General features: G+C 46.3%; 19 protein-coding genes and 1 tRNA gene. 6 read left to right on the top strand and 14 right to left on the bottom strand.

Annotation, left to right across the window (positions count from 1 at the left end):
- Positions 1-2,367 precede the first annotated feature (2,367 nt).
- On the bottom strand, positions 2,368-2,736 hold the full coding sequence (locus P2W83_RS11705; RefSeq protein WP_276133921.1) for a hypothetical protein: 369 nt from the start codon (positions 2,734-2,736) through the stop codon (positions 2,368-2,370).
- A gap of 365 nt (positions 2,737-3,101) precedes the next feature.
- Between P2W83_RS11705 and P2W83_RS11700 the strand changes: the two genes are divergently transcribed.
- A complete protein-coding gene (locus P2W83_RS11700; RefSeq protein ID WP_276133920.1) occupies positions 3,102-3,812 on the top strand; it encodes a hypothetical protein in 711 nt (236 codons plus the stop codon).
- A 60-nt stretch (positions 3,813-3,872) separates the two neighbouring features.
- Here the strand turns inward: P2W83_RS11700 and P2W83_RS11695 are convergent, their stop codons facing one another.
- The 4 genes from P2W83_RS11695 to dnaE form a co-directional block, all read right to left on the bottom strand.
- A complete protein-coding gene (locus P2W83_RS11695) occupies positions 3,873-4,973 on the bottom strand; it encodes a fatty acid desaturase family protein (protein WP_276133919.1) in 1,101 nt (366 codons plus the stop codon).
- A 104-nt stretch (positions 4,974-5,077) separates the two neighbouring features.
- Positions 5,078-5,395 (bottom strand): thioredoxin, encoded by a 318-nt coding sequence (gene trxA, locus P2W83_RS11690; RefSeq protein WP_338090249.1) that lies wholly within the window; start codon positions 5,393-5,395, stop codon positions 5,078-5,080.
- Between the two features lie 98 nt (positions 5,396-5,493).
- Entirely contained in the window at positions 5,494-5,811 is a 318-nt protein-coding gene (gene trxA / locus P2W83_RS11685; protein ID WP_276133918.1) for a thioredoxin, read from the bottom strand.
- A 23-nt stretch (positions 5,812-5,834) separates the two neighbouring features.
- Positions 5,835-9,446 (bottom strand): DNA polymerase III subunit alpha, encoded by a 3,612-nt coding sequence (gene dnaE, locus P2W83_RS11680; RefSeq protein WP_276133917.1) that lies wholly within the window; start codon positions 9,444-9,446, stop codon positions 5,835-5,837.
- A gap of 511 nt (positions 9,447-9,957) precedes the next feature.
- Between dnaE and P2W83_RS11675 the strand changes: the two genes are divergently transcribed.
- Positions 9,958-11,052 (top strand): hypothetical protein, encoded by a 1,095-nt coding sequence (locus P2W83_RS11675; RefSeq protein ID WP_276133916.1) that lies wholly within the window; start codon positions 9,958-9,960, stop codon positions 11,050-11,052.
- Here P2W83_RS11675 and P2W83_RS11670 read toward each other — a convergent pair.
- Both P2W83_RS11670 and P2W83_RS11665 read right to left on the bottom strand, forming a co-directional pair.
- On the bottom strand, positions 11,030-11,809 hold the full coding sequence (locus P2W83_RS11670) for a hypothetical protein (protein WP_276133915.1): 780 nt from the start codon (positions 11,807-11,809) through the stop codon (positions 11,030-11,032). The genes P2W83_RS11675 and P2W83_RS11670 overlap by 23 nt on opposite strands.
- Before the next feature lie 14 nt (positions 11,810-11,823).
- Positions 11,824-12,933, bottom strand: coding sequence for an alpha/beta hydrolase (locus P2W83_RS11665; protein ID WP_276133914.1), 1,110 nt, complete (start codon positions 12,931-12,933; stop codon positions 11,824-11,826).
- A 154-nt stretch (positions 12,934-13,087) separates the two neighbouring features.
- Between P2W83_RS11665 and P2W83_RS11660 the strand changes: the two genes are divergently transcribed.
- From P2W83_RS11660 to P2W83_RS11650, 3 genes are all read left to right on the top strand, one after another.
- Positions 13,088-13,288, top strand: a complete 201-nt coding sequence (locus P2W83_RS11660; RefSeq protein ID WP_276133913.1) for a hypothetical protein — start codon at positions 13,088-13,090, stop codon at positions 13,286-13,288.
- A 112-nt stretch (positions 13,289-13,400) separates the two neighbouring features.
- A complete protein-coding gene (locus P2W83_RS11655; RefSeq protein ID WP_276133912.1) occupies positions 13,401-14,057 on the top strand; it encodes a DUF1579 domain-containing protein in 657 nt (218 codons plus the stop codon).
- A gap of 130 nt (positions 14,058-14,187) precedes the next feature.
- Complete coding sequence (locus P2W83_RS11650) at positions 14,188-14,760, top strand: hypothetical protein (RefSeq protein ID WP_276133911.1); 573 nt, start codon at positions 14,188-14,190, stop codon at positions 14,758-14,760.
- A 39-nt stretch (positions 14,761-14,799) separates the two neighbouring features.
- Here P2W83_RS11650 and P2W83_RS11645 read toward each other — a convergent pair.
- Together P2W83_RS11645 and P2W83_RS11640 are read right to left on the bottom strand one after the other, a co-directional pair.
- Positions 14,800-14,886: transfer RNA gene (locus P2W83_RS11645), tRNA-Leu, on the bottom strand.
- A gap of 82 nt (positions 14,887-14,968) precedes the next feature.
- Positions 14,969-15,964, bottom strand: a complete 996-nt coding sequence (locus P2W83_RS11640) for a LuxE/PaaK family acyltransferase (RefSeq protein ID WP_276133910.1) — start codon at positions 15,962-15,964, stop codon at positions 14,969-14,971.
- Positions 15,965-15,984: 20 nt separating this feature from the next.
- On the opposite strand from P2W83_RS11640, the gene P2W83_RS11635 reads away from it, so the two are divergent.
- A complete protein-coding gene (locus P2W83_RS11635) occupies positions 15,985-16,488 on the top strand; it encodes a hypothetical protein (protein WP_276133909.1) in 504 nt (167 codons plus the stop codon).
- Positions 16,489-16,501: 13 nt separating this feature from the next.
- Here P2W83_RS11635 and P2W83_RS11630 read toward each other — a convergent pair whose 3' ends face one another.
- The 5 genes from P2W83_RS11630 to lpdA all read right to left on the bottom strand — a co-directional run bounded on the left by P2W83_RS11630 (position 16,502) and on the right by lpdA (position 24,082).
- Positions 16,502-17,056, bottom strand: coding sequence for a 2'-5' RNA ligase family protein (locus tag P2W83_RS11630; RefSeq protein WP_276133908.1), 555 nt, complete (start codon positions 17,054-17,056; stop codon positions 16,502-16,504).
- 30 nt (positions 17,057-17,086) lie between these two features.
- Positions 17,087-18,889: a hypothetical protein gene (locus P2W83_RS11625; RefSeq protein WP_276133907.1), complete on the bottom strand. Its 1,803-nt coding sequence runs from the start codon at positions 18,887-18,889 to the stop codon at positions 17,087-17,089.
- A gap of 16 nt (positions 18,890-18,905) precedes the next feature.
- Positions 18,906-20,708: a hypothetical protein gene (locus tag P2W83_RS11620; protein WP_276133906.1), complete on the bottom strand. Its 1,803-nt coding sequence runs from the start codon at positions 20,706-20,708 to the stop codon at positions 18,906-18,908.
- A 37-nt stretch (positions 20,709-20,745) separates the two neighbouring features.
- Positions 20,746-22,590: an ArnT family glycosyltransferase gene (locus P2W83_RS11615; RefSeq protein ID WP_276133905.1), complete on the bottom strand. Its 1,845-nt coding sequence runs from the start codon at positions 22,588-22,590 to the stop codon at positions 20,746-20,748.
- 85 nt (positions 22,591-22,675) lie between these two features.
- A complete protein-coding gene (lpdA, locus tag P2W83_RS11610; protein WP_276133904.1) occupies positions 22,676-24,082 on the bottom strand; it encodes a dihydrolipoyl dehydrogenase in 1,407 nt (468 codons plus the stop codon).
- Positions 24,083-24,115 lie beyond the last annotated feature (33 nt).

Below are 24,115 nucleotides of genomic sequence, written 5' to 3'. Positions count from 1 at the left end.
CAGGCAAAGTTTGACAAGCTACCGCGCCATAAGGCGAGGTAATAGAAACAGAAGCACTGGTTATTGGATAGTGTGCAATAGTCACCGAATTGCTGGTTGCAGTTGCCGGACTTACGCAGGTAGCATTGCTGGTTACTTGGCAGGTGATCACATCGCCGGCAACAAGACCGGTAGCGGCGTTATAAGTAACACCGGTTGCGATGTTTGAGCCGTTTTTCTTCCACTGGTATATTGGAGAAGCGCCACCATTTGTTGGTGTGGCAGTAAAAGTAACTGAGGCATTACCGCAAATATTGCCGTTAACGGCATTCGGAGAAGCGATAGAAACACTCGGAATAAGGATCGGATTAACTACAAAGCTCAAGGAACCAGAGCCAGTAGTTGATGCCGGACAGGCATTAGTGCCGGTTATCTCACAAACGACGTTGTGTGTACCTGTAGCCAAAGTACCATTATCTGTCAGGAATGGACTATTGGTACCGGCATTTACACCATTTATTTTCCATTGATAAGAAGGGCTGTTACCTGCATTAAGCGGGGTAGCTGTAAATGTTACTACAGCACCTGCGCAGCTTGAAGGTCCTACGTTTGATACGATATTCGCACTTGGGCTCAGCGTTGGTGTAACATTCATTGTAATTGCGTTGCTGGTAGTGCTAACAGGGCAAGGAGCCGTGCTGGTTACCACACAGGTAATTACATCAAAGTTGGCCAGGGTAGATGAAGTATATGTTGCACTGTTAGTACCCACATTGGTACCATTCTTCTTCCATTGATATTTTGCTGCTGTACCGAAATTACCGGCAGTAGCTGTAAAGGTCACAGAAGTACCTGAGCATATGTTGTTGCCTGGATTCACTGCTATTGAAGCAGTAGGGACTGTCGGCATTACAACAGTCATAGTAACAGTATTGCTCGCAGTAGGTACAGCAGGACAAGGTGCATTGCTGGTCATCGTTACTGATACTACATCGCCAGTTACAAATGTGCCTGCATTTGAATAGTTCATCGCGGTGCTTACAGTGCTACCATTGAGCTTCCAAACATAGGTCGGGGCAATTCCGCCATTAACAGGTACTGGGTTAAACACAACTGCTACTCCATTACATATCGTAGTGCCCGGAACCGACGATATAGAAACGGAAGGTGTTGCAGGAGAACCGATATTCATGGTTATGGTATTGCTCGTAGCTGTCGTCGTTGCCAAGCAGGTATAGTTGCTTGTCATCACCACCGATATCAGGTCGCCTTGAGCCAAAGTATTGTCGCTGTAAGTAGCGCTGTTGGTACCAACATTCAAGCCATTCTTTTTCCATTGATAAGATGGTGTTGTACCACCGTTAACAGGAGTGGCAGTAAACATTACCGTAGCGCCGACGCAGGCACCGTTCGATACCGCGTTGCTAACGATAGATACCGATGGAGTCAGGTTAGGGTTTACTGTTTGGATAATATGATTTGAGTTTACCTGTGCAGCACTTGGGCATTGAGCCGATGAAAATAGTATACAAAATACGTCATCGTTATTTGCCGGAGTGTTGTTAGTATAGCTTGCGGCGCTCGATACATAGACACCATTTTTTTGCCAATAGTAACCAGGAGTGCTGCCACCATTGGTGATACTAGTGCCATAAGTAACAGCAGTTCCCGCGCACGTTGTGCTGCTTGGATTGGCGTTGATACTAATAGTAGGTATAACCTGGGCAACGATGGCCAGGTTAGTACCATTGTCAGTACCAACTTCAGGATCGTTTGTGCTGGTAACACGGATACGATAACCTGTGCCGGCAGCAGCACCAGCAGGGATCGTAGCTGCAACAGAACCAGTAAGTGCAGTGCTGCTCAACGCACCAATGGATACCGGAGAACCAAAGCTGCCTGAAGCATCAGAAAGTTCTGCGGTGTACACATTGCCGGCATTGGCATTACCAGTCATAGTAAATGGTACACTTACCGAAGCACCGGGGCAAAAGCTGGTGCCCGTAATGGTGCCTGTTGTCAGGTTTTGCGCAAACACACCAATTGAGAGATGGCATAGCGCGATCAATAAGTAAAATTTACGGTACATAAGGGGACGTATTGATGGTTTATTTGTTACAATTTTTTTCAATAAGCACAAAGTTTCACCTAGCCGTTTACACAGCTTTTTCAAAAAAGTTTGTACTGGGCGTAATGGAAGTAATAATTCTCTCTCGTTGTAAAAAATTCTCCCAACCGGGAGCACGCTAAGAGCGCCGCAAAGATAATGTGAATAAACTTAATACGGACTAGCGCCCGGGATATTATTATTATCTATGCGTTAAATAAGACAGCAATTTCAAGGCCAAAGATGGGTGGATTGCAAAAAAACTAAATGAGTGGAAAAACTTATTTCATCTTGTAGATGAACAACAATAATAATACGAGAATGCTGCTCATGGTTCCGAACATCAGGTTCCACAAAGTTGCAACGCAAAAGATTACAATCAGTGTCCAGCCATTATTTCGGTTAAAAGCAAAAGCGCCTGCTGCGAAAAGGCCATATAAACCTAATATTACAAAAATGCTTTTCATTACAGGCGACATCGGATCCAGACCGATGCGCTCCACAATGTTTGCCCAAGGACCAAGTTGTCCTGCATATTTACCGCTTGAAGGTCTTACATAGTCGCCTACAATAAATGCACGCATACCATCAAAAACCATATAAGCTGCATGCAGCAGCGACATTATTATAATAATAGCACGGAGGATCATAAAAGAGACGGAGAGGATTATTCGTCTTCTGCGAGATCACAATCAACGCCAGGCAGAGTCACCTCATTAATGTTACCCATATAGGCGGCACATTTTTTCGTTGCTTCATCCTTGTTCTCTGCGTGGACTTTCTCCACATACTCAGAACGTGTACCCCTCGAAACACAATGGCAATCGAAATCTCTTTTGCACGATGACACAGAGAGCAGCAACAAACAAGCCGGGATTATGACGTATAGCCTCATATAAATACTTATGGGTGCTTAAAAATAATAATTATTGGAAATAATGGTATACCTCCGGCCAGTTTTTTATTAAATATAAAAATTGGCAAAGAATTTGCCCTATTGGAGAAAAGCGACCCAATGATCAAAAGAACCAGCCAGGCATTGACGGCGGCACTTGGTTTTGCCCTCCTGCTTTCGGTGCAGGCATGTAAAAAAGTTGCCTCCGATGATCTGAAAGACACGGTTCCATACCACCAGCAATACATAGTAGACTATAATAAGAACACTAATAAAACATCGGCTTCGGCGCAATTCCGCGTACGCGATGCCAGCGGATCTAAGGTAGACCTGAATAACGGCGCCGGGGTGACCGCAAACAGCAAAAGCCCCAGTGCATTACAGCTCGTACCGGGCGTTTATTCGTGGACGTTTGACGGTTTGGTTGATGTAAACTTTGAGTTGACGAAGAATTCAGGCAAAAAGCTGGTTAACTCGGTTGCTAAAAGAGATATCGGGGAGATTGCGTTCCCTTCAAGCTTTCCAACGGCAGTATCAAAATCGTCAGGATTTACTTTTAATTGGGCTGGCGACGGCCTGGCCAGCGGTGAAACATTGACGGTAAAGATCACAGGCACACCTTCATCGGCTTCAATTGACCCCAATATAGAAAAGACTGTAACCAGCGGACAAGTAACCATCTCCCCTTCTGACCTGGAAAAATTTGCCCCCGGCACTATTACGGTTAGCATGGAGCGCAGAAAGAACTTAGTGCTTGATGTTAATGACGATACTTCTAACGGAGATATCGAAATGACCATCAAAACCGAAAAAGAAACAACACTAAACTAAACGATAGTTTTTTTACCCCTGATTGAAACGACGGCGCAACTTTTGTTGCGCCGTTTTTATCTAAGCTCGTTGTTGAGCGGTCTTTACCGCCTTAGCATATTGCGGCTGCGCTAATGCAGCAAAAGGAATTTTATGAGTACGTGACTTAAGAAAATCTATTACTTCTTCATCGGTAGTAAACCTGTCACCAATGTTGACAAAATGCCTCGCCAAAAGATCATAGCGCTTCCGCATCAGGTAAGCAAACACATGCAGGAAATGAATACCATCGAATACTATGGCGTCATTCTGAATATACTTGTCCAGTGTCTGGCTGAAATAAGTTGGGTGCTCTGTCCAGTGCATAGATTGTTTTTCATGATGGCTGATATGATACCCATCGTTCCAACATTTATGATTGTACTTAGTATTGATGCACGTGATGCTGTTCTTATAATCATTACCCGGATCCAGCGGATCGATGAACGCGTGTTGCGCCCAGTTACCCAGCATTGCCACTAGTCTGAATAATACGAACGGTATAATAAAGACAACCAGTGTAGCCTGCCAATTCACAAAACTCATCGCGATGCAGAAAGCAATGAACAGCAGCTCTCCCCTCACCGATCTGTACAACAGGCGTTTGCGTTTTTTACGGAAGAAATAATTAGCCAGGTGGTATATACCCGAAAATAGAAACACGCCGAAGTAATGCACAAAGCCACGCAGCGAGTCGCGGCGATAAGGCATGGTGCTGCTTTCGTCATCTTCCAGGTTATTCTCAGCGTGATGCATGCCTATGTGGTGTGCGTAGTAGGTTTCTGGCGAGTGGCCGAATAATGGAGCAATGACCCATGGCAGGTAATGATTCATAAAATCATACTCCTTCTTAAAAAAAGCCCGGTGGCTGGTGCAATGAAGCATCAAACCAAACGGCCCTTTAAAAGTGACGTTGTTCAAAAACTGGAAAGCTACGACAGCAGCCCACCAAGCCACACCACCCACCGGCAGCAGGTATACCAAAACAGCCAGCGGTATCAATGTAAAAGTGATCTGAAGCGTCAACTTCATAAAGGGCAAGTCGCGCTCGTCGCGGATAAACTTTTTAGAGAGCCTTGCAAATGCAGTTTCGTGCTCCGGTTTTGTGTAGACCGGGTCGGTGATCGCCGTGAGTCCTTTCATTGTAACAACAATATAGCCTATAATAATCTGAGAACTTGCAATGAATTGTAAAAAAAATCGGGCCTCCTTATGCAGGAGACCCGATCCATATATGTAATCCTTTATTACAGGTGCTGTTGTATCTTCTTATCGAAAACACCTTTGGGAGCAGCGCCTACTTGTTTGTCAACAACCTGGCCGCCTTTGATGAACAATACTGCCGGTATGCTGGTGATACCATAGTTGATAGACAGTTGTGGGTTCTCATCCACGTTTACTTTACCAACATTTACTTTGCCATCATACTCTTTAGCAAGTGCATCGATGGTTGGACCCAGCGCCAGGCAAGGACCGCACCATGGAGCCCAAAAGTCAACAACGGTAAGCTTTTCTGCTTTTATTACTTCCTGATCAAAGTTTGCGTCAGTGAATACTGCTGCCATCTTATTTGAATTTTTATTGTAGGTTAAAAAACTAGGCCAAAGGTACTATGAGATATTGACATCAAATAATAGCCAACGAAAATATCGCTATAAGCCAATTACATATGCTGTTGTATCTTCTTTTCGAATACATTACGGGCAGCCAGGCCGATATGCTTATCTACCACCTGGCCGTTTTTGAAGAACAATACACAAGGAAGGTTCATCACCCCATACTCCAGTGAAACCTGTGGGTTTTCGTCTGTATTAAGCTTACCCACATTTATCTTATCTGCATAATCGGTAGCCAGGATATCGATGGTTTTACCCAGCGCAATGCAAGGTCCGCACCATGGAGCCCAGAAATCAACCATGGTCAGCTTATCGGATTGGAGTACTTCGGTTTGAAAATTTGTGTCGTTGAATGTGTTTGCCATATGATGTGTGATTTATGATGTTCTTATGAAAGCTCCAGCGAGAGCCTGATATAATCATTCTCCTGCAGGAAGTTGATCAGTTCGTCGTTGATCGCCAGTCGCTGACCGGCCGTTTTCATTTTTGTGGTCATATTATCTTCTTCATCCACTATTTGCACGACCACATCGGTGTTACCGGGATTTTGCTTCAGGTTGTCACTTAAGAACATAACCAGTTCCTGGTTGATCTTAGCCAACGGCATCCAAAGGTTCAGCTTCTTTGTCAGCTTCTTTTTCACTTCATCCAGCAGCATGATGCTTTGTATATCGAACTCCATCACGCCCGGCCGGAATCTATGCTCCTGGTACACCCCCTGTATCAATAGCGTTTGTCCATTATCAAGATAGTTGTTGTATTGCAGGTAGTTCTTCTCCCAGAATACGATCTCCTGGTGGCCACTGTAGTCGTTGATCACCATCTTACCAAACTTACTACCCTTCTTGGTGGTCATGTGCGCAGCATCAGTCACAAAGCCTGCTACGCGTATGGTTCGTCCTTTGCTGTTCTCCAACTCGCTGATCGGAGTAAAGCCATAATACTGCATTTCGAACTTGAAACCATCCAGCGGGTGCGCACTCAGGTAGATACCGATCACATCTTTTTCACGATCCAGCAGCTCAGGCAGCGTCCATGTGGGACAGTCCGGTATAGTAGGCGGCTTCACGTCAGCCATAGTGCTTTCGCCAAACAGGCTGTTTGAAGCCATTGAAGTGTTGGCCTGTACCTGGTTGCCAAAACGCGCCAGGCGCTCCAGACCCGTTACCGGATCCGTAGGCGGCGCATAGAAATACTGCGCGCGGTGCAGGTCGGTAAAACAATCCAAGCCACCCGCATATATTAATCCTTCAATTGTCTTTTTGTTGACGGTGCGCTGGTTGATGCGGGAAACAAAATCGAACACTGAAGAGAACGGTCCGTTAGCTTCACGTTCTGCTATCAGGTCTTCTACCGCAGCCTCACCAACACCCTTAATGGCATTCATACCGAAACGTACTACACCTTCTTTATTTACCGAGAAGCCTTTCAAGCTCTCATTCACATCAGGCCCTAATACAGAGAGCCCCATGCGCTGGCACTCCTCCATGTAGAACTTGATCTTATCAATGTTGCCCTGGTTGTTCAGTACCGCCGCCATGTATTCTGAAGGGTAGTGTGCCTTCAGGTAAGCTGTCTGGTACGCCACAAACGCATAACAGGTAGAGTGCGATTTGTTGAACGCGTACTGGGCGAATGCTTCCCAGTCGGTCCATACCTTGTTTAGTTTGTCTTCAGGGTGACCTTTTGCTTTGGCGCCTTCCACAAACTGGCCTTTCATTTTATCCAGTACCGCCTTCTGCTTTTTACCCATCGCCTTACGCAGTACGTCGGCATCACCTTTACTGAAGCCACCCAGCTTTTGCGACAGCAACATCACCTGCTCCTGGTATACCGTGATACCGTAGGTATCAGCAAGGTATTCTTCCATTTCCGGCAGATCGTACACGATCTCTTCTTCACCGTGCTTACGCTTGATGAAGTTAGGGATATACTCCAGCGGGCCCGGACGGTACAGGGCGTTCATCGCGATCAGATCGTCGAATTTATCCGGCTTCAGCTCGCGCAGGTATTTCTGCATACCCGCACTTTCAAACTGGAAGGTACCGTTGGTCTCACCGCGTTGGTACAGCTCGTACGTCTTTTCGTCATCGAGCGGTATGTAGTCAATGTCGATGTCGACATTGTAGTTACGCTTGATAAGTGCCAGCGCATCTTTGATGATGGTCAGGGTCTTCAGACCCAAAAAGTCCATCTTGATAACGCCGGCGTTCTCGATGATGTTACCTTCAAACTGTGTGATGAGGAGGTTCACATCCTTCACCGCACACACAGGGATCATTTCACTCAGATCTTTGGGAGCGATGATGATACCCGCTGCGTGGATACCGGTGTTACGAACAGAGCCCTCGAGCTTTTCAGCTGAACGGAGCACCTGTCCGTGCATATTATCGCTGGCGTAGATCTCGCGCAGCTTGTTTACGTTGTCAACCTCCTCGCCTCCGATACCTTCTTTTTCTTCAAGGCTCTTCTCCCCTTTCATGGGGGCATGCAGCAGGCGTTTCAGTGATATACCGGGACGCTCTGGCACCAGCTTGGCCAGGCCGTTAGCATCAGGCAGCGGCAGGTCCATTACTCGGGCCACGTCTTTGATACTGCTCTTGGCAGCCATGGTACCATAGGTAACGATGTGTGCCACCTGTGTTTTACCATATTTGTCTACCACATAGTCGATCACCTTCTGGCGACCGACGTCATCAAAGTCGGTATCGATATCGGGCATGCTCTTACGTTCCGGGTTAAGGAAACGCTCGAACAGGAGGTTATACTTAATGGGGTCGATGTTGGTAATGCCTGTGCAATAGGCAACGGCGCTACCGGCGGCAGAACCACGACCGGGACCAATAAACACACCCAGGTCGCGACCTGCTTTGATGAAGTCGGATACAATAAGGAAGTAACCCGCGAAACCCATGGTCTTGATGGTGAAGAGCTCAAAATTCAGGCGCTCTTCTATATCGGGTGTTATTTCCTTGTAGCGTTCTTTTGCACCGGTCCATGTCAGGTGCTCGAGAAAGGCATCCTGGTCGTCGTGAAACTCCGGCGGCACCTTGAAGTGAGGCAACAGGATGTCGCGCTCCAGCTTCAGGGGTTTTACCTTGTCTACTATCAGGTTGGTGTTGTCGATAGCTTCCGGCAGGTCGGCGAACAGCTTCGACATTTCAGCCGTATTCTTGAAATAGAACTGGTCGTTGTAGAAGGCAAAGCGTTTGTCTTTCGCCATCACGTCATCGTCGCTGAAGTCCTTCATCGTCGGCGTGCTTTGCTTCTCGCCGGTGTTGATACAAAGCAGGATATCGTGGGCGTTGTAATCGGCCTGGTCTACGTAGTGCGAGTCATTCGACGCGATAATGGGTACATTGTACTTGCGCGCAAACTTCACCAGCACTTCGTTCACCTTTATCTGCTCGGGTATGTCGTGGCGCTGGAACTCTACGTAGTAGTCATCGCCAAACAGGTCGAGCCACCATTTGAACTCGCGCTCCCCTTCATCTTCTCCTTTCTTCAGGATGGTGCGCGGCACCGAGGCACCAAGGCAACAGGTAGTAGCGATCAGGCCCTCGTGGTATTGCAGTATCAGCTCTTTGTCGATACGGGGGTATTTACCATACAGCCCCTCCATAAAACCCAGCGAACAAAGCTTTACCAGGTTGCGGTACCCCACTTCGTTCTTGGCCAGCAGCAGCTGGTGAAAACGCTGGTCCTTCTCATCGCGGCTGAACTGCCTTTTGTGGCGGTTCTCTACAACGTAAAACTCACACCCCACAACAGGCTTCACCACGGGCTCGGTAATGTCTTTACCGTCCTCGGTTTTGCCTACTACTTTTTTGTTCTTCCATGCCTCTGCCACAAACTCAAATGCGCCGAACATGTTACCATGGTCGGTGATGGCCATGGCCGGCATCTCGTCTTTCATGGCCTTGTCGAAAAGCCGTGAAATACTGGATGCCCCGTCGAGCAGGGAAAATTGTGTGTGATTGTGTAAGTGAGAAAACTTCATCGCCTGGGACCTCTGTTTGCCTGTTAAACCACCCATAAGGGGTGCCTACAAAAGTAACGAAAAAGGCACGGGAGCTGGGGACGAGGTTATCCACAAAAGGTTGATTATTCAGGGCTCATATTACAGGTATTTGTTTTATCATAGTGAAATTTGTTGCCGATTGTTGTCGATTTGGGGAGGTTTTTCAAAACTGGCATCTTCTTTTGCCAATTTGTTGCCGTTTGTTGTCGATTTGGGGAAGATTTACGGATTGTGGTCGGTTTTGTTGCCTTTTTCAGTGCGCGCCTTGTAAACACGGATTATCACAAAAAGTGTGATCAAGACAAGTGCTGGTCGAACAATGGTTTCCCAAGTATGCTCGTCTATTCCAAACATCGGTATCTTTGCAGTCTTTAATTACTCGTTCACTACAACTACAAATATACAATAAATTATACATTTTTCGCGTACAGAGTTTTGAAACTCGCACCTAGCAAGATAATCGCCTATATTTATATTACAATTCATTTTCATGAAAAAGTTTTTCAAATACCTGCTGATAACTATCGTTTGTTTTCTGCTGATGGCGGGTGGTAGTTTCCTGATAACCCGGAAGCTGGATGGCGATGTTGCCGAAGAACGCAACGACTATGTGTCGAAATGGGATGCCGGCAAACCTGTACTGGTACCATCGCAGTTCATCGAAGGCGAACGGTTTTATATCAAAATCCCTACAGCAACCGGCGATACTGCCCTGGCATATGGCGATTCGGGAGGTGGATTGTGTATGGTCAATCCTAAATCGCTGGACAAGCTGAAATTGGGAGATAAGACCAAACTGGGCTTGCTAAGCGGTATCATGCCGATGCGGTACCTGCTGGCGAAAGACATTGCAGCCAGCGAGCAATTCCCCTCGCCTATGCCTACGCGTTATAATATCTTTAGAAGGTTCTTCTCAAGAGTGACTGATCCCCTATTTCTCATCCCCCCTATGGACGGTGAAATGAAATTCATTACCGAAGCCATGAAGTTCGACCTCTTCCTGGGACAGAACTTTTTCATGGATAAGTCGTGGACCATAGACTACCCCAACCAGCAGATATGGGTAAACACTCCACTGTCAGCTAACGACAGCAATGTTCAACCTTTAGGATTTAAGAAGAATGCTCTTGGCGAAAAGATATACGGTCACCCGAGCATGTTCATAGTAGTAGATGGAGAGACCATACCTATGTTGTTTGATACAGGTGCCACCATGGTTATGTCAGAGAAAGGCAAGAAGTTCTTCACAACTTCAGAAAAAACAAAAGGTGGCTCTTTCATAGCGGCCTCGGTATTCGACAGGTGGCGGGCGCTGCACCCTGATTGGAAATATTATCCCGGCGCCGACTTCAAGCAAGATGTTATCGAAGTACCAAAAATAACCATTGGCGGACAGGAAGTAGGCCCCGTACTGTTTGCCAAACGCCCGGACGAGAACTGGTCGCAAGGCATGATACAAAGCATGGACCGCGTGGTAAAAGGCGCTATCGGTGGCTCGGCATTGAAATATGTGAAGGTGGTGATCGATTACAATGCGGAGCTGGTGAAGTTTGAGAAAAGCTCTACTCCACTCGCTGGTATTTGAAACGTTGCCCGTTAAAGGCGTAAACTAAATGCCTTCCAGTAATACGATTCTTTTCGTCAATAAGTGGAATCCGGAATGTCTTTTTAGGCCAGTCTATTTTAATTACCGGAGGGTCTGCAGTTCGATTCGGACCTCCCCAAGTAACGTCATATTCGTAAGATATTGACGAAAGAATTTTGCTTTTTGTTTCAAACGCCTTGACATTCCAATCCAGTGTGTCACTCACAATTTTAAAGGCTTGAATTTCGTACGATCCAACCCCTGAAGAACCTATCAAATGAGTTACAACAACATAGAAACTGTCGGTGGGCGTTGCAACACTATGAAGGTCGCGATAAAAGGGAACCATCCGATATTCCATAGTGTCCTCGTCTTTCAGAAGCTCCTCTGATTTTATCTGAGAACCCACCTTGTAGTGAATTACAGAATTTGCAGAGCGCATTGTGCCGCCCGTTCCATCGTCCCAAGAATAAATACGAACCCTTTTATCCTCAGAGGTAGATACAACGCTACCTTTTCCATTAAGCTTTGAAAAATCTGCATTTAACAACCCGGGGTTTTGGATTAGTAAACGAATTAACGACTTATTGATCGCCTCCAACGAATCGTACCTAAAGTCATTAGCGTACTCTTGCTCCCATTTATTAAGACGACTCAAATGCGACTCGTAAGACGCAAGCAAGTTTGATGTTTGCGCAACAGCGATTGTGCTAGTCAAACATATCGACAAAACCAGGAGTGAAAGGGCCTTCTTCATGCATAATAAAGTTATCAAAACAGAAGTGTTGCCAAAAACCTTTCCACGGAATATGTAGCCAGCTGCCCGCTTGGACCGTTAAGGGTATAATCACAGCCGTGCGTGGCCCATGGCAACGTCAGCAGGTAGTTGGGCACACCGTATTTATCTAGTCGCTCCACCAGCCGCGTGCTATGACCGTAAGCTACCAACACATCATTTTTGCCGTGTATCAGCAGTGTTGGTACTGTTGAAGAATCTACTGCTTCAAAAGGCGAACTGGCGCGGTACTCGCTTGGAAGTTTCTCGTAGGTATCGCCGATATAATCTTCCAACACCTCGCAAGAATTGTAAATGATAGCAGGATTTTGATACCCCCATATCATATCGGCAGGACCGTAGTAGCTGATGGCACCTTTGATGCCCATGTTCTTAAATGTGTACGCAGCCAGCAATGCAATTTGTCCACCGGCCGAGCGGCCAAGCATCACAAATTTCGAAGTGTCTATATGAAGTGCGACAGCATTAGTTCGTAGGTACGTTATAGCAGCACGTGTATCTTCCAGCGGTCCGGGACTATGACATTGGGGTGCTTTGCGATAGTTGATGGCTGCAACATTATAGCCTTGTTTTGCAAGCTCGCTGTTTAGTTCAGGCAGCTGTTTACTATCGCCACCCTTCCATGATCCACCGTGTACTACCACTATACACGGACGGTTTCCTTGCATAGCAGATGGATAGTAGTCGAGTGCGAGATTGTGTTGTGGATCGAAAGTGTAGCTCTTGCAAGGCACCTTGCTTGCACCAATACCTGTTATCATTTTCAGCGGCGAAAATGGTTTGCGATCGCCTGCCGTTGTATTGAAAGCTTTATTCAGGTCTTTGTCAAGTCTGCCAGAAATCTGCAAGGCCTGGATAATAGGCAGCGAAAAAATAAAGGTTGCTGCCAGCGCCAGTGTTGTGCCCACCACCTTTAGCCGCCTCGTCCGGAAAGCCCAGGCTGTTGTGATCAATCCCAGCAGCACAAACACCCATGGAAACTCAGTGACCACAATGGCCACATACCACAGCCAAATAGCCGGCGCTGAAAACAGCACTAAAAGACTAAGCAGAAAGAAGAGAACCGCGATTATAAAACGAAACACGCGCGAAACTAGTGAATGTATTGTGGAGCGGCAACACCGTCGTCAATGCCACCTAATTGTCATTTTAGAATGAACTTTCTGCAACATGCACTCATGACACTGTGTTTTGGAATAGTTTTGATGAGTTGAGTGTATGAATCAAAAACCTTCCCTTATGATCCGGATAATAGTTTTTGCAGCTGCGATACTGAGTTTGTCTATTACCTCTTGCAACAAATCTTACCGCTGCGAGTGCCTCGACACATCAAAGAACGCTCTGGAGCATTACGACATCAAAGCCACAAAGGATAGCGATGCCGAAAGCAAATGCGCCGAGCATAACAGCGGCGGGTTGGCGAATTGTCATTTAAAATAGCTGCTAACCTTATTGATCATCAGCACTATAGGTTATCAGTAACAATATTTCTTTGTTTCGGCACTGCATTGTTGAGCTTGTTTTGATACATTAGCAAAAACATTCATTAAACATGAAACAACTCAGCATCACACTTGCAGCGTTATGTCTGCTCACTTTCGCAGCTTGCGACAACGCAACAAAGGAAGAAAGCACAGGCACCACAGACACTGTTGTAGCCACCACAGCAACTCCCGCTGAAACAACTCCTGAACCGCCAGCAGATTCCGCTACGATGGCAAAGGCATGGCAAGACTACATGACTCCCGGTCCCATGCACAAATGGATGGAATCAACCAACGGGAAATGGGATGCTGACTTCACCTTCTGGATGGGACCGGATGCACCACCAGACAGCGGCAGTAAAGCAACAGTTGAAAACAAGACCATACTTGGCGGCAGGTACCAGGAAAGCATCTACAAAGGCACTATGATGGGCGGCCCGTTTGAAGGCAAGGGCACCATGGCCTACGACAATGCCAAGAAGAAGTTTATCAATACCTGGATAGACAACATGGGCACAGGCCTGATGCATATGGAAGGCACTTATGACGAGGCCACGAAAACACTGAACATGAGCGGCACAGGCGTAGACCCTGTAAGCGGCAAAGACGTAGCCATGCGCCAGGTGTTAAAGACCATAGATGACAAACACCAGCTAATGGAGATGTACGATACCAAAGGCGGCAGAGAGTATAAAAGCATGGAGATCAGGTTGACAAAGAAATAAGCCATCCACAATAAACAAAACAGCCGGGCTTACTGCCCGGCTGTTTTGTTTATGCACCGGCTTTAACGCAGCTACAACAGGCACTGGCACAGAATTGATTAACTATAGGTTGACGAGTAAGATGAGTGGTATGAACTGGAAAGGATTGATATTAGGATTGTTAATGTGCCCTGCGGTAGTGTTTGCACAGGATAAGTCAAAGGACCAACAGTACAGCAGGGTATATTCGGTACACGACAGAACGGCGATAGATATTTACTTTATGGCCTCCGATTTTGCAAGGAAAAAGAACAAGGATGTACAGAAAGACCCGGTAACCAACAGCGTAACGATAGACATAGCGATACCCTACCAGCCGGGCAATAACGAGTGCGTTGAAGACCTTAACCTGACAGGTAAACTAACCATACAGGCAAAAGACGGCAAAACACGCATACTGATGAATGACCTGAAGTATGTGAATCGCGACAGCCAGACAGGCGACACCTTATCGGTAGCCCAAACAAACATGTTGCAGAAAGAGCTGGAAGTCTGCGCGCCACCCACAGGACAAGTGGATGAGCTGTATAGTTGCAAAGACTGTACAAATAGCGTAGAACACGTGAACAGTACGCTGGAGCTATTCTTCAACCAGATGGCCACCGACTACCAACAGTATTTGAAGAGCGAGATATTGACGAGCAGCATAGACATAGATAGGTAAAAAAAAGCCCCGCATAAATGCGGGGCTTTTAAAGTTCATTGGTGCCCAGGAATGGATTCGAACCATCACACCCTTGCGGGCGCTGCGACCTGAACACAGTGCGTCTACCAATTTCGCCACCTGGGCATCACCGTTTTAAGAACTTTGGGCTGCAAAGATAAAAGCAGTTTTCTTACAAACAAGCTCTTCGCAAAGATATTTTCAATTACTATAAGACAACCATCAGACTGCAGCCTCTTAGCGCTGCATGGTCGAGCCTGCCCAATACCTCGAAACGCCCGTCAGCGTGCATATTACCAATGTCTTCGGCAGCAATGAACGAGCAGGAGTTGATGTTGGCAAGATCGATGATGTTCAGGCAGCCGGAGCCTGTTTTCTTTACTTCAAGCGGATCATTGATGTCTCTTATCAGGACTTTCATTGTATCAGACGCGTTGAACATCCCGCCACCTAATGAATAGGCCTGGGATAACAATTCGGTCATTCCATATTCAGAGTGAACATTTGCGAGTTGCCATTTGTCCATCAGAAACTCGTGCACCTGGCGGCGGGTCCATTCTTCTCGCCTACCCTTCATTCCACCCGTTTCCATTACAACAGTATGCTGCAATTGCATTGGGTGAGCTTCAGCAAAATCAAGCAAAGCAAAAGTCACTCCCAGCAGCAGCGTTTTTTGTCCGCCTGCTTCAAGTCTGGCCAATACACTGGCCAGTTTATCCCACTCGTCCAGGTAAAAACCACAATCGGGATGCCCACTCTCCTCCATCAGCACCTTAGCCATGTGCACCAGCGAAGCATTCTTACGCTCGAGGTATGAAGGCAGCAGCGCCAGTATCACGTAATCTTTAGGGTCGCCATAGAATTGTTTGAAACCACGCAACAGCGACTCCCGGTATACAACAGCATCAGTTACAAAATGCCTGCTGGGGGTTTCCCCCGTGGTACCGCTGCTTTCAAACACAAAAGCTGGCTCTGCCGTATCTGAAACAACTCTGTGGGTTTTGAAAAATGAAATGGGCAGGAACGGTATCTGCTCTATGTTTTTTACACCGGAAGGATCAACACCAAGTGCTTTTGTAAACGCATGGTAAATTTCGTTGTGTTCGTACTGATGAGCGAATACCTGCAGGGCAATATCATCAAAGTTACCAGCGTTAATACCCTGTACAAAAGCCGGGTCTTTTAACTCAATTTTATAGGACACTTTATTTAACTTTGATTGATATGAGAGGTTATTTAGCCATACTTGCCCTTACACTGCTTGTCACTGCTTCGTGCAGGAAAAACAATAGTGATTCAAAAGCGCCCGAAATAGCCTTCATCAACATGGAGCCTAATACCGTTCGCTCAGGCAACAGCGAAGATACTGTATTTATAAGCTTCCGGATAGCAGACGAGAATGCTGACCTTGGCAACCCTCAGACACATTTATCTCCAGACTCATTTGATATTTACCTGGTAGACAGCCGCGGTCCGGCAGACACAACCAACATCGTTACAGATACGATCAGGCTTTATTTCCCCGAGATACCCGCAGAAGCGGTTAACCCAAGCAAGCCGCTGGAAGGCTTTTCTGTTGTTGCTATCGAGGCTGCAAAATTCCTGTACAGCAGGGAGGATTCAACGCGCATCAGGGACACAGTTCGCTTTGATGTTTTCGTGAAAGACAAGGCGCTGAATGTCAGCAACCACTTCATGACTCCCGAGATCTATATCGAACGTCAGTAATACTGAAAGCTAACTAGGTCGTCTTGCCCAATGGAAAACTGTGCAATACCTGCCAGCGCGTGCCATCGTGGCGCCACAAATAGATCGTGTTGACGGTAAAAGCAGCAAAGAACTCACGCGACAAGTAGTCTTCAGCTGCTTCTTTAAATACGTTTTTAGGTATATCGCGATAACCAATAGTGATATGCGGATGGAAGGAGGTATATCGTTTCACCTCCGGCAAGGGTAGCACATGCAAGAACTCCGAACGAAGCTCCTTTTGAAACACGCGTCCATCCTCATTCGGCAATACATTAATAAACACTACTCCATTCCTGTCAAACGTCGAATAATTCAGCAAAACAACCGAAAAGGGTGCATGGCTCTTAGCCCAATGCTCCATCACCGGAATTATTTTCTCTTCCGAATCTGGCAGCGTTTTATGCGGAGGGATCAGGGTGATGTGCACCGGCGGCTTCAGTGCAGCCTTACAATCATATTTATCAGCAAAGCCAAAGCGTATCTGCTCAATGTCTTTGGTAAGTTCCGGCGGCGGCATGATAGCCATCATGTAAAGCGAAGCGCTCATAATGCAGTAAGACAAAGTTAGCCGATACCGCTATTCGTTGAACGACCAGACCTTAACATCGTCCATTGCCAGCGTTTTATCACTACGGGGATTCCATAAGAACACTTTGACAGAGTCAAAAGACTCCTCGGGAATCTTCACATTAATAAAAAGCTCCTTGGCAGCACCGTCACCCAAATACCTGCTGGGGCGTAGCTGCTTTGTTTTTACAATATTCTCCCGGTTGGTAAACTGGACAGTTAGTTGCGGCATTCTCCATGCATCCCATTCATGAGTTATACTCTTGAAAGTTCCTTGTACCCGTAACCACTCCCCGGCTTTGTTGTCCAACGCAAACGCCGGAACATTTAAATACTCTTTCCCCTGAAGTACATACCCGGACCGTGTTCCGTTTAATGCAGAGAGCGCGGGATCACCAGATACAGTATCAGATTCAAAATCATAACTGAACACCAGTTTCATTTGCCGGGGAGTGCCTGTAAACAACTCGTTTGTATCCTTTAGCTTGTGCGTTTCCGGATCGACATGAAAGCGACCGATAACATGCCAGTAATAGGAGTTGTTCATACCATTAGGATCGAATAGTCCCTCTCCTGCATGTGCATTGTAAGTCCACCAGATGTTGACATAAGCCAGCAGGACGATGACCGGCGACAGAAGAAATGCAAGAATGCGCCGGCTAAATACGTACTTAATAAAAGCAGCCATAGGGAACATGATAACCGGATAACTCTGTATAATAGCCCGTCCACTGTTACCACCATACCACCAGATGTCCCACGCACTAATGATATAGAGATTCAGCGCAAAGAATAGCAATATTGCGACCTTGTTTTTCCCATCTTTAATAAAGAATGGAATACCAATAAAACTCAGTATCATCAGTGGCGTATAAGTGATCCACCCACTTCGGTAACTGAAAATATAGTCCACTAAATTCGGCTGCAGCCATGAAAATCCTTTATCCTGGTAGCTATATACAAAGGGTTTGCCCGTTACGTATAACCAGTAAGATACCTGTATTGAACCAATGGCGATCATAAAGGTGGCTGCTACAAGCAGCTTTTTCCAATTGGCAGTCAGGAAATCCCTTTGTTTTTTTAGGGCTGCTTTTGATACACTTTCCATTCCCCACAGCAAGGGTATTACTATGGAGATCATTTCAGATGGCCGGATAAGGGTCATCATGCCGCACAGCAACCCAATGCGAACAGCATACTTTAGTTGGAGCGTTCTATAAAAATGAACAGTATTCAGCAACAGGAATACATACAACAGGAATAGCCAGTTGTGTGTCATCGCACCATCTATAGCCGAATAGTTGAGATAATTTGTCCCGACGACAAGCAACAACAATAATATGGCTACGACCTTGTCTTCAAAAAACATCAGGAATAACTTACGGAAGTACCACAGCGCAATAAGCGCAGCCAGCAGGCTACCAACCTGGATAGCAAACTGGTAAGGAATAGAAAATCCATCTGCTGGATATCCCAAAGGTTCAGCAAGTACATGGGCAACCAAAAACACAGGCAGATACATAAACGCCATGCCCGACGAATAGCCCATCACCCTATTCCCCGACTCGTGTTTGTACGACTGTTCGAACGCCGGCGTAACCGGATATTTAGCAATAAGGCTGTCACCAAACTTCTGCTCCTTGAGATCTTTGTAGATAATTGCCGAAGGCAGGTACCAGTAATAGCCGCTAACATCCCAACCTAAGGCCGATTCGCCATCCGAGCGATGCCACCGGGGAAGAAATATGAATGTGGCAAATAGCATTACCATTCCACAAACAACATAAGCCAGGAGCGACCGCCAACATTTCATAGGGTTCGATGGGTTGCTATTCGTTAAAGGACCACACTTGCACATCATCCACCAGCAATGTCTTATTGCTGCCTGGATTCCAGATGAAGATGTGCACTGAATCGAAAGCCTCTTCCGGCGTCTTCACATCAATGAACAACTCTTTAGTATCCTCTTCATCTAAGAATCTACAGGTGCGTATCATTCTTTCTTTCACTATTACATCTTTGTTCATAAAACGAACGATGAACTGCGGTATCTTCCAGGCTTCCCATTCTTTAGATATGCATTTGAACGTAGCCTGTGCTCTTAACCATTTTGCATCTGAAGAGCTATACGCAAATACCGGCAGGTTCAGGTACTCTATTCCCGGTCCTATAACCCCTGAACGCATCCCATTCATGGTCGGCTGTGTTGATAAAGCTACTGTAGTGTCAGATTCAAAATCATAACTGAAAACCAGTTTCATTTGCAGGGGTTTACCTGAAAACAGCTCGTCAGTGTCTTTTAGCTTCTCTACTTCCGGATCGACGTTGTAGCGATAAATAACATTCCAGTAATAGGCTTTGGTCATCCCATTCGGGTCGTAAAGGCCTTGCCCGGCATGTGCATTGTAGGTAAACCAGATATTGAAAAAAGCAAGCAGGATAATGACAGGCGACAACACCCATGCCAATACGCGCCTGTGATATACATACTGAATAAGCGCAGCCATCGGGAACAGAATAACCGGGTAGCTCTGTATCATTGCCCTGCCACCAGTGCCGCCATACCACCACACATCCCAGGCGCAGACGATGTAGAGACTCAGCGCAAAAAATACAAGCACTGCGATCTTATTTCGACCATACATGATAAAGAACGGTATGCCAATAAAGCACAGTATCATTAGCGGCGTATACATGATCCAGCCACTGCGGTAGCTGAACATATAGTCGCGCCAGTGAGGGTGCATCCATGAAAAACCCTTGTCCTGGTAACTATATACCAGCGGTTTGCCGGTAACATATAGCCAGTACACAATCTGGATCGAGCCAATTGCAATGGTACAAGCGGCAGCAGCTGCCAACTTTTGCCAGTTCATTCCAAGAAATGTGAGCTTCTCTTTGATAGAGGTAATTGATATGCGCTCCATTCCCCAAAGCAATGGTATCAGGACACATATCAGCTCAGAGGGACGGATAAGCGTGAGCGTACCACAAAGCAAACCTATGCGTACGGCATACTTGAAGGTCGGTGTTTGATAGAAATAAACTGTATTGAGCAGGAGGAAAACATAAAGCATGAACAGCCAGTTATGTGTCAACGCTGCTTCGATGGCTGAATAATTGAGATAGTTAGTACCGAAGACGAGTAGCAGCAATAGTATTGCTACCACCTTATCGTCAAAGAACATCAGGAACAGCTTGCGGAAATACCATAGCGCAATAAGCGCAGCCAGCAAACTGCCTACTTGTATTGCAAACTGGTACGGCACAGAAAAACCATCTGCTTCGTAACCCAAAGGTTCAGCAAGCACGTGAGCAGTCAAAAACAAAGGCAGGTACATAAATGCCATACCTGAAGAATAGGTCATTACCCTGTTACCACTCTCATGCACAAAAGATTGCTCGAACGAGGGTGTAAACCGGTATTTCGCAATGATACTATCGCCAAACTTTTGCTGTTTGAGATCTTTATAAATGATAGCTGATGGCAGATACCAGTAGTAGCCGCTTACATCCCATCCCAGCGCCGACTCGCCGCCCGGTTTGGTCCATTTAGGATAAAAAAAGAAAGTAGCGAACAACATTAAAGCTGCGCAGGCCAAATAAGAGTAAAAGGAACCTTTATGTTTCATAGCTACTTTTCGTGTGCCTAAGATAATACAACGGCTATTATCTATACGCTTCTATACAGATATCATCGAGCAACATGGGCAGCTTGCCGATATTCCACAATTCGACTTTGATATCATCGCCATCTTTCACTCCTTTAGGTATCAGGGAGAAGAAATAGACAGTCCCCCACTCGCCCGGGCGCGATTGTTCCAGGAATTGACGCTCGTGTTTATACGAATTGATCTTGTTCTCGATCTTACAGCCTTTCCAGGAAAGGAACTCGCCGTTGCGCCTATAAGATAGGATCAACAGGTGGCGGAAATACTCGGGGTATTGCGGATACATAAACCGGCCACTGCACTTCATCCATTTTGCTTCACCCAAAGCAGCCTTGTCATATTTCAGGTCTATGGAATAAGGGATATACTCGTCGGTCATTTTGTAGAAGTACCCTGAGCCTGTTATCGTGTCTTGGATATAGTATTCAGATGATGAATCATTGAAATTGAGACAGGCCAGCGTTTTGATCCTGGTGATCTTTGCAGTGTCCGGCTGAAACTCCGCTAAGTCAAATGTCACAAGATCATCATAACGCAGTTTTGTGCGGAACATCATTTGGGTGTTGTACTCAAAATTCGACTCTTCGCTGTTCATTACTCCTACGGAGCGTTGCACGCTGTACGAGATGTTCAGCGACACGAAAAACGAGCAGACCAATGCTACAACCACGTTGAGCACTATCGACTTTCTATTCCATACCCAAAGCAAAAACGCAGCAAGCGGTATTGCCAACAACGGGTATATATGGATCATAGGCCGGGAACCCAGGCCATTGATATAATTGTAACAATACCACGAGTAGATGATGTATACATACAACGGAAACAACAGCCCAAGACACCAAAACCACTGTTTGATGTAGCGATACAGGAAGAAGCCTGCAAGCGAAAACACCATGATGGGTGAATACGGCAGCCAGCCATTGCTGTAATAAAAAAGCCCCTCAAGGATCTTTGGGTCGTTCCAGTTGAACGATTGTCCGCCGTAGCTGTAGAACAGATAGCTGCCCGTCATCATCTTCCAGTAAAGCAGCTGTGGAATGATCGGTAGAATGAAGACGGCTGCGGCACCCAATACTTTCCGGAGGTGCGTCCGTAAAAATGCCAGGCGTTGAATAAGCGTTTCTTTACTATATACACCATACAAGGCCGGAACAAGCAGGCAGATTATATCTGTGGGACGAATAACAGTAATAAAGCCGGCAGTCAGACCAACAACCAGGAAGTTGAGCCATGAAGCCCTTTCATACAGCCTGACGCTGAACAACACCAGCACTGCATAAAGAAAAAACAACGGCACATGCGCCATGCCCTGCTGGTAGAGCGTGAACCAAAACAGGTTCGTCCCTAAATATATAAGCGTTGTTACCAGCAGCGAGTGCGTACGTCCATACCAACGTCTCAGCACCAGGTAGATCAGCCAGCAACCAAGCAGTGCATAGATAACAGAACTTATCTTTATAGCCATCTCGTATGGCGGAGAATAACCCGTAGAGGACAGTTTATTCATCTTTGCCCAAGCGTGCGCAGCAAAAAAGAACGGTGCCTCTAATACAGACATTCCGTAGGTGTACTGCACCAGCAGATACCCTTTCTTAGTAACAACATAGCCATTGCGCATGTTGGCCATAGACTCTTTTACCAGCAACGGCACCTCAACGCTATCAGGCAGTTTGTCTATCGCCTTATGGTTGTCGTAAATAAAGGTGGCGGGAAGGTAAATGTAGTAACCAAGCACATCGCCATAAAACATAGTACGGGTGTTGCTATACCCCCTGACGAACCAAACGGATACCGCGAGGACAACAAGCAAAAGAAAAACCCGGAAAAGTTTATAGCGCATAGTAAGGCAATAAAGATAAAGCCATTGTATCAAAACTAAAGGCTGCCCGTTTGGGCAGCCTTTACTATTCTTACTATTGTTCTTACTAGAGGTGTATTGCTTCACCCAGTGCTACTTCGATAGCATCTTTCACCGCTTCGCTCATAGTCGGGTGCGGGAAGATAGTATCCAGTTGCTCCTGCCATGTAGTTTCCAGTTTGCGGCTGGCAACTGTTTGCGCAATGATCTCGGTAACGTTCGCACCGATCATATGTGTACCCAGCCATTCGCCGTACTTAGCATCAAAGATCACTTTTACGAAACCTTCTGGCGCACCCGCAGCGCTGGCTTTACCAGAAGCTGAGAATGGGAATTTACCCACTTTCAGTTCATAACCTGCTTCTTTAGCTTGCTTTTCTGTCATACCTACAGAAGCGATCTCAGGAGAGCAGTAAGTACAACCCGGGATGTTACCGTAATCCAGTGGCTCTGGGTTGTGGTGGTACTTGCCATCTTTCTGTGCGAAAGCTTCTACGCAGATAACAGCTTCTTTCATACCCACGTGTGCCAATGCCGGGCCAGGAGTGATGTCGCCGATAGCGTAAACGCCCTCAACGTTTGTTTTATAGAATTTGTCTACAGTAACCTTTCCTTTGTCGGTTTTAACACCGGCAGCTTCAAGTCCTATGTTCTCGATGTTTGTAGAGATACCTACAGCGCTCAATACAACGTCTGCTTCCAGTTTCACTTCACCGTTCTGCGTCTTAACGGTTGCAACTACACCTTTACCCGAAGCATCAACTTTTTCTACCGAAGAGTTGGTCATGATCTCGATGCCTTTCTTCTTATAGATCTTTTCCAGTTCTTTCGATACATCTTCGTCTTCAACCGGAACGATGCGAGGCATGAATTCAACGATGGTAACTTTAGTTCCTACGCTGTGGTAGAAATAAGCGAACTCAACACCAATAGCGCCAGAACCAACAACGATCATTGATTTTGGTTGCGTTGGCAGGCTCATTGCTTCGCGATAGCCTATTACTTTCTTACCGTCGATCTCAAGGTTTGGCAGTTGGCGCGAACGTGCACCTGTAGCCAGGATAACGTGCTTAGCCGTGTGAACGGTAGCTTTACCGTCAGCACCTGTTACTTCCACTTCTTTTTTAGCATTCAGCTTACCCATACCCATCAGCACCTCGATCTTGTTCTTCTTCATGAGGAACTGGATACCCTTGCTCATTTTATCGGCAACACCGCGGCTGCGTTTGATCATAGCCGGGAAATCAGCTTTCGCTTCACCAACGGTTACACCGTAGTTCTGTGCGTGGCTGATGTATTCGAACACCTGCGCCGATTTCAATAATGCTTTGGTAGGGATACATCCCCAGTTCAGACAGATACCGCCCAGGCTCTCACGCTCCACTATCGCTGTCTTATAACCTAATTGTGCTGCACGGATAGCAGCCACATAACCTGCAGGGCCGCTTCCTATTACGATCACGTCGTATGCCATAGAGTGGAAGAAATTTTAATAAGTTAATTGGTT

The organism is Polluticoccus soli (genome assembly GCF_029269745.1).
Classification (GTDB): domain Bacteria; phylum Bacteroidota; class Bacteroidia; order Chitinophagales; family Chitinophagaceae; genus Polluticoccus; species Polluticoccus soli.
The sequence above is the reverse complement of the archived record's forward strand: the minus strand, read 5'-3'. Positions and strand labels throughout refer to the sequence as shown.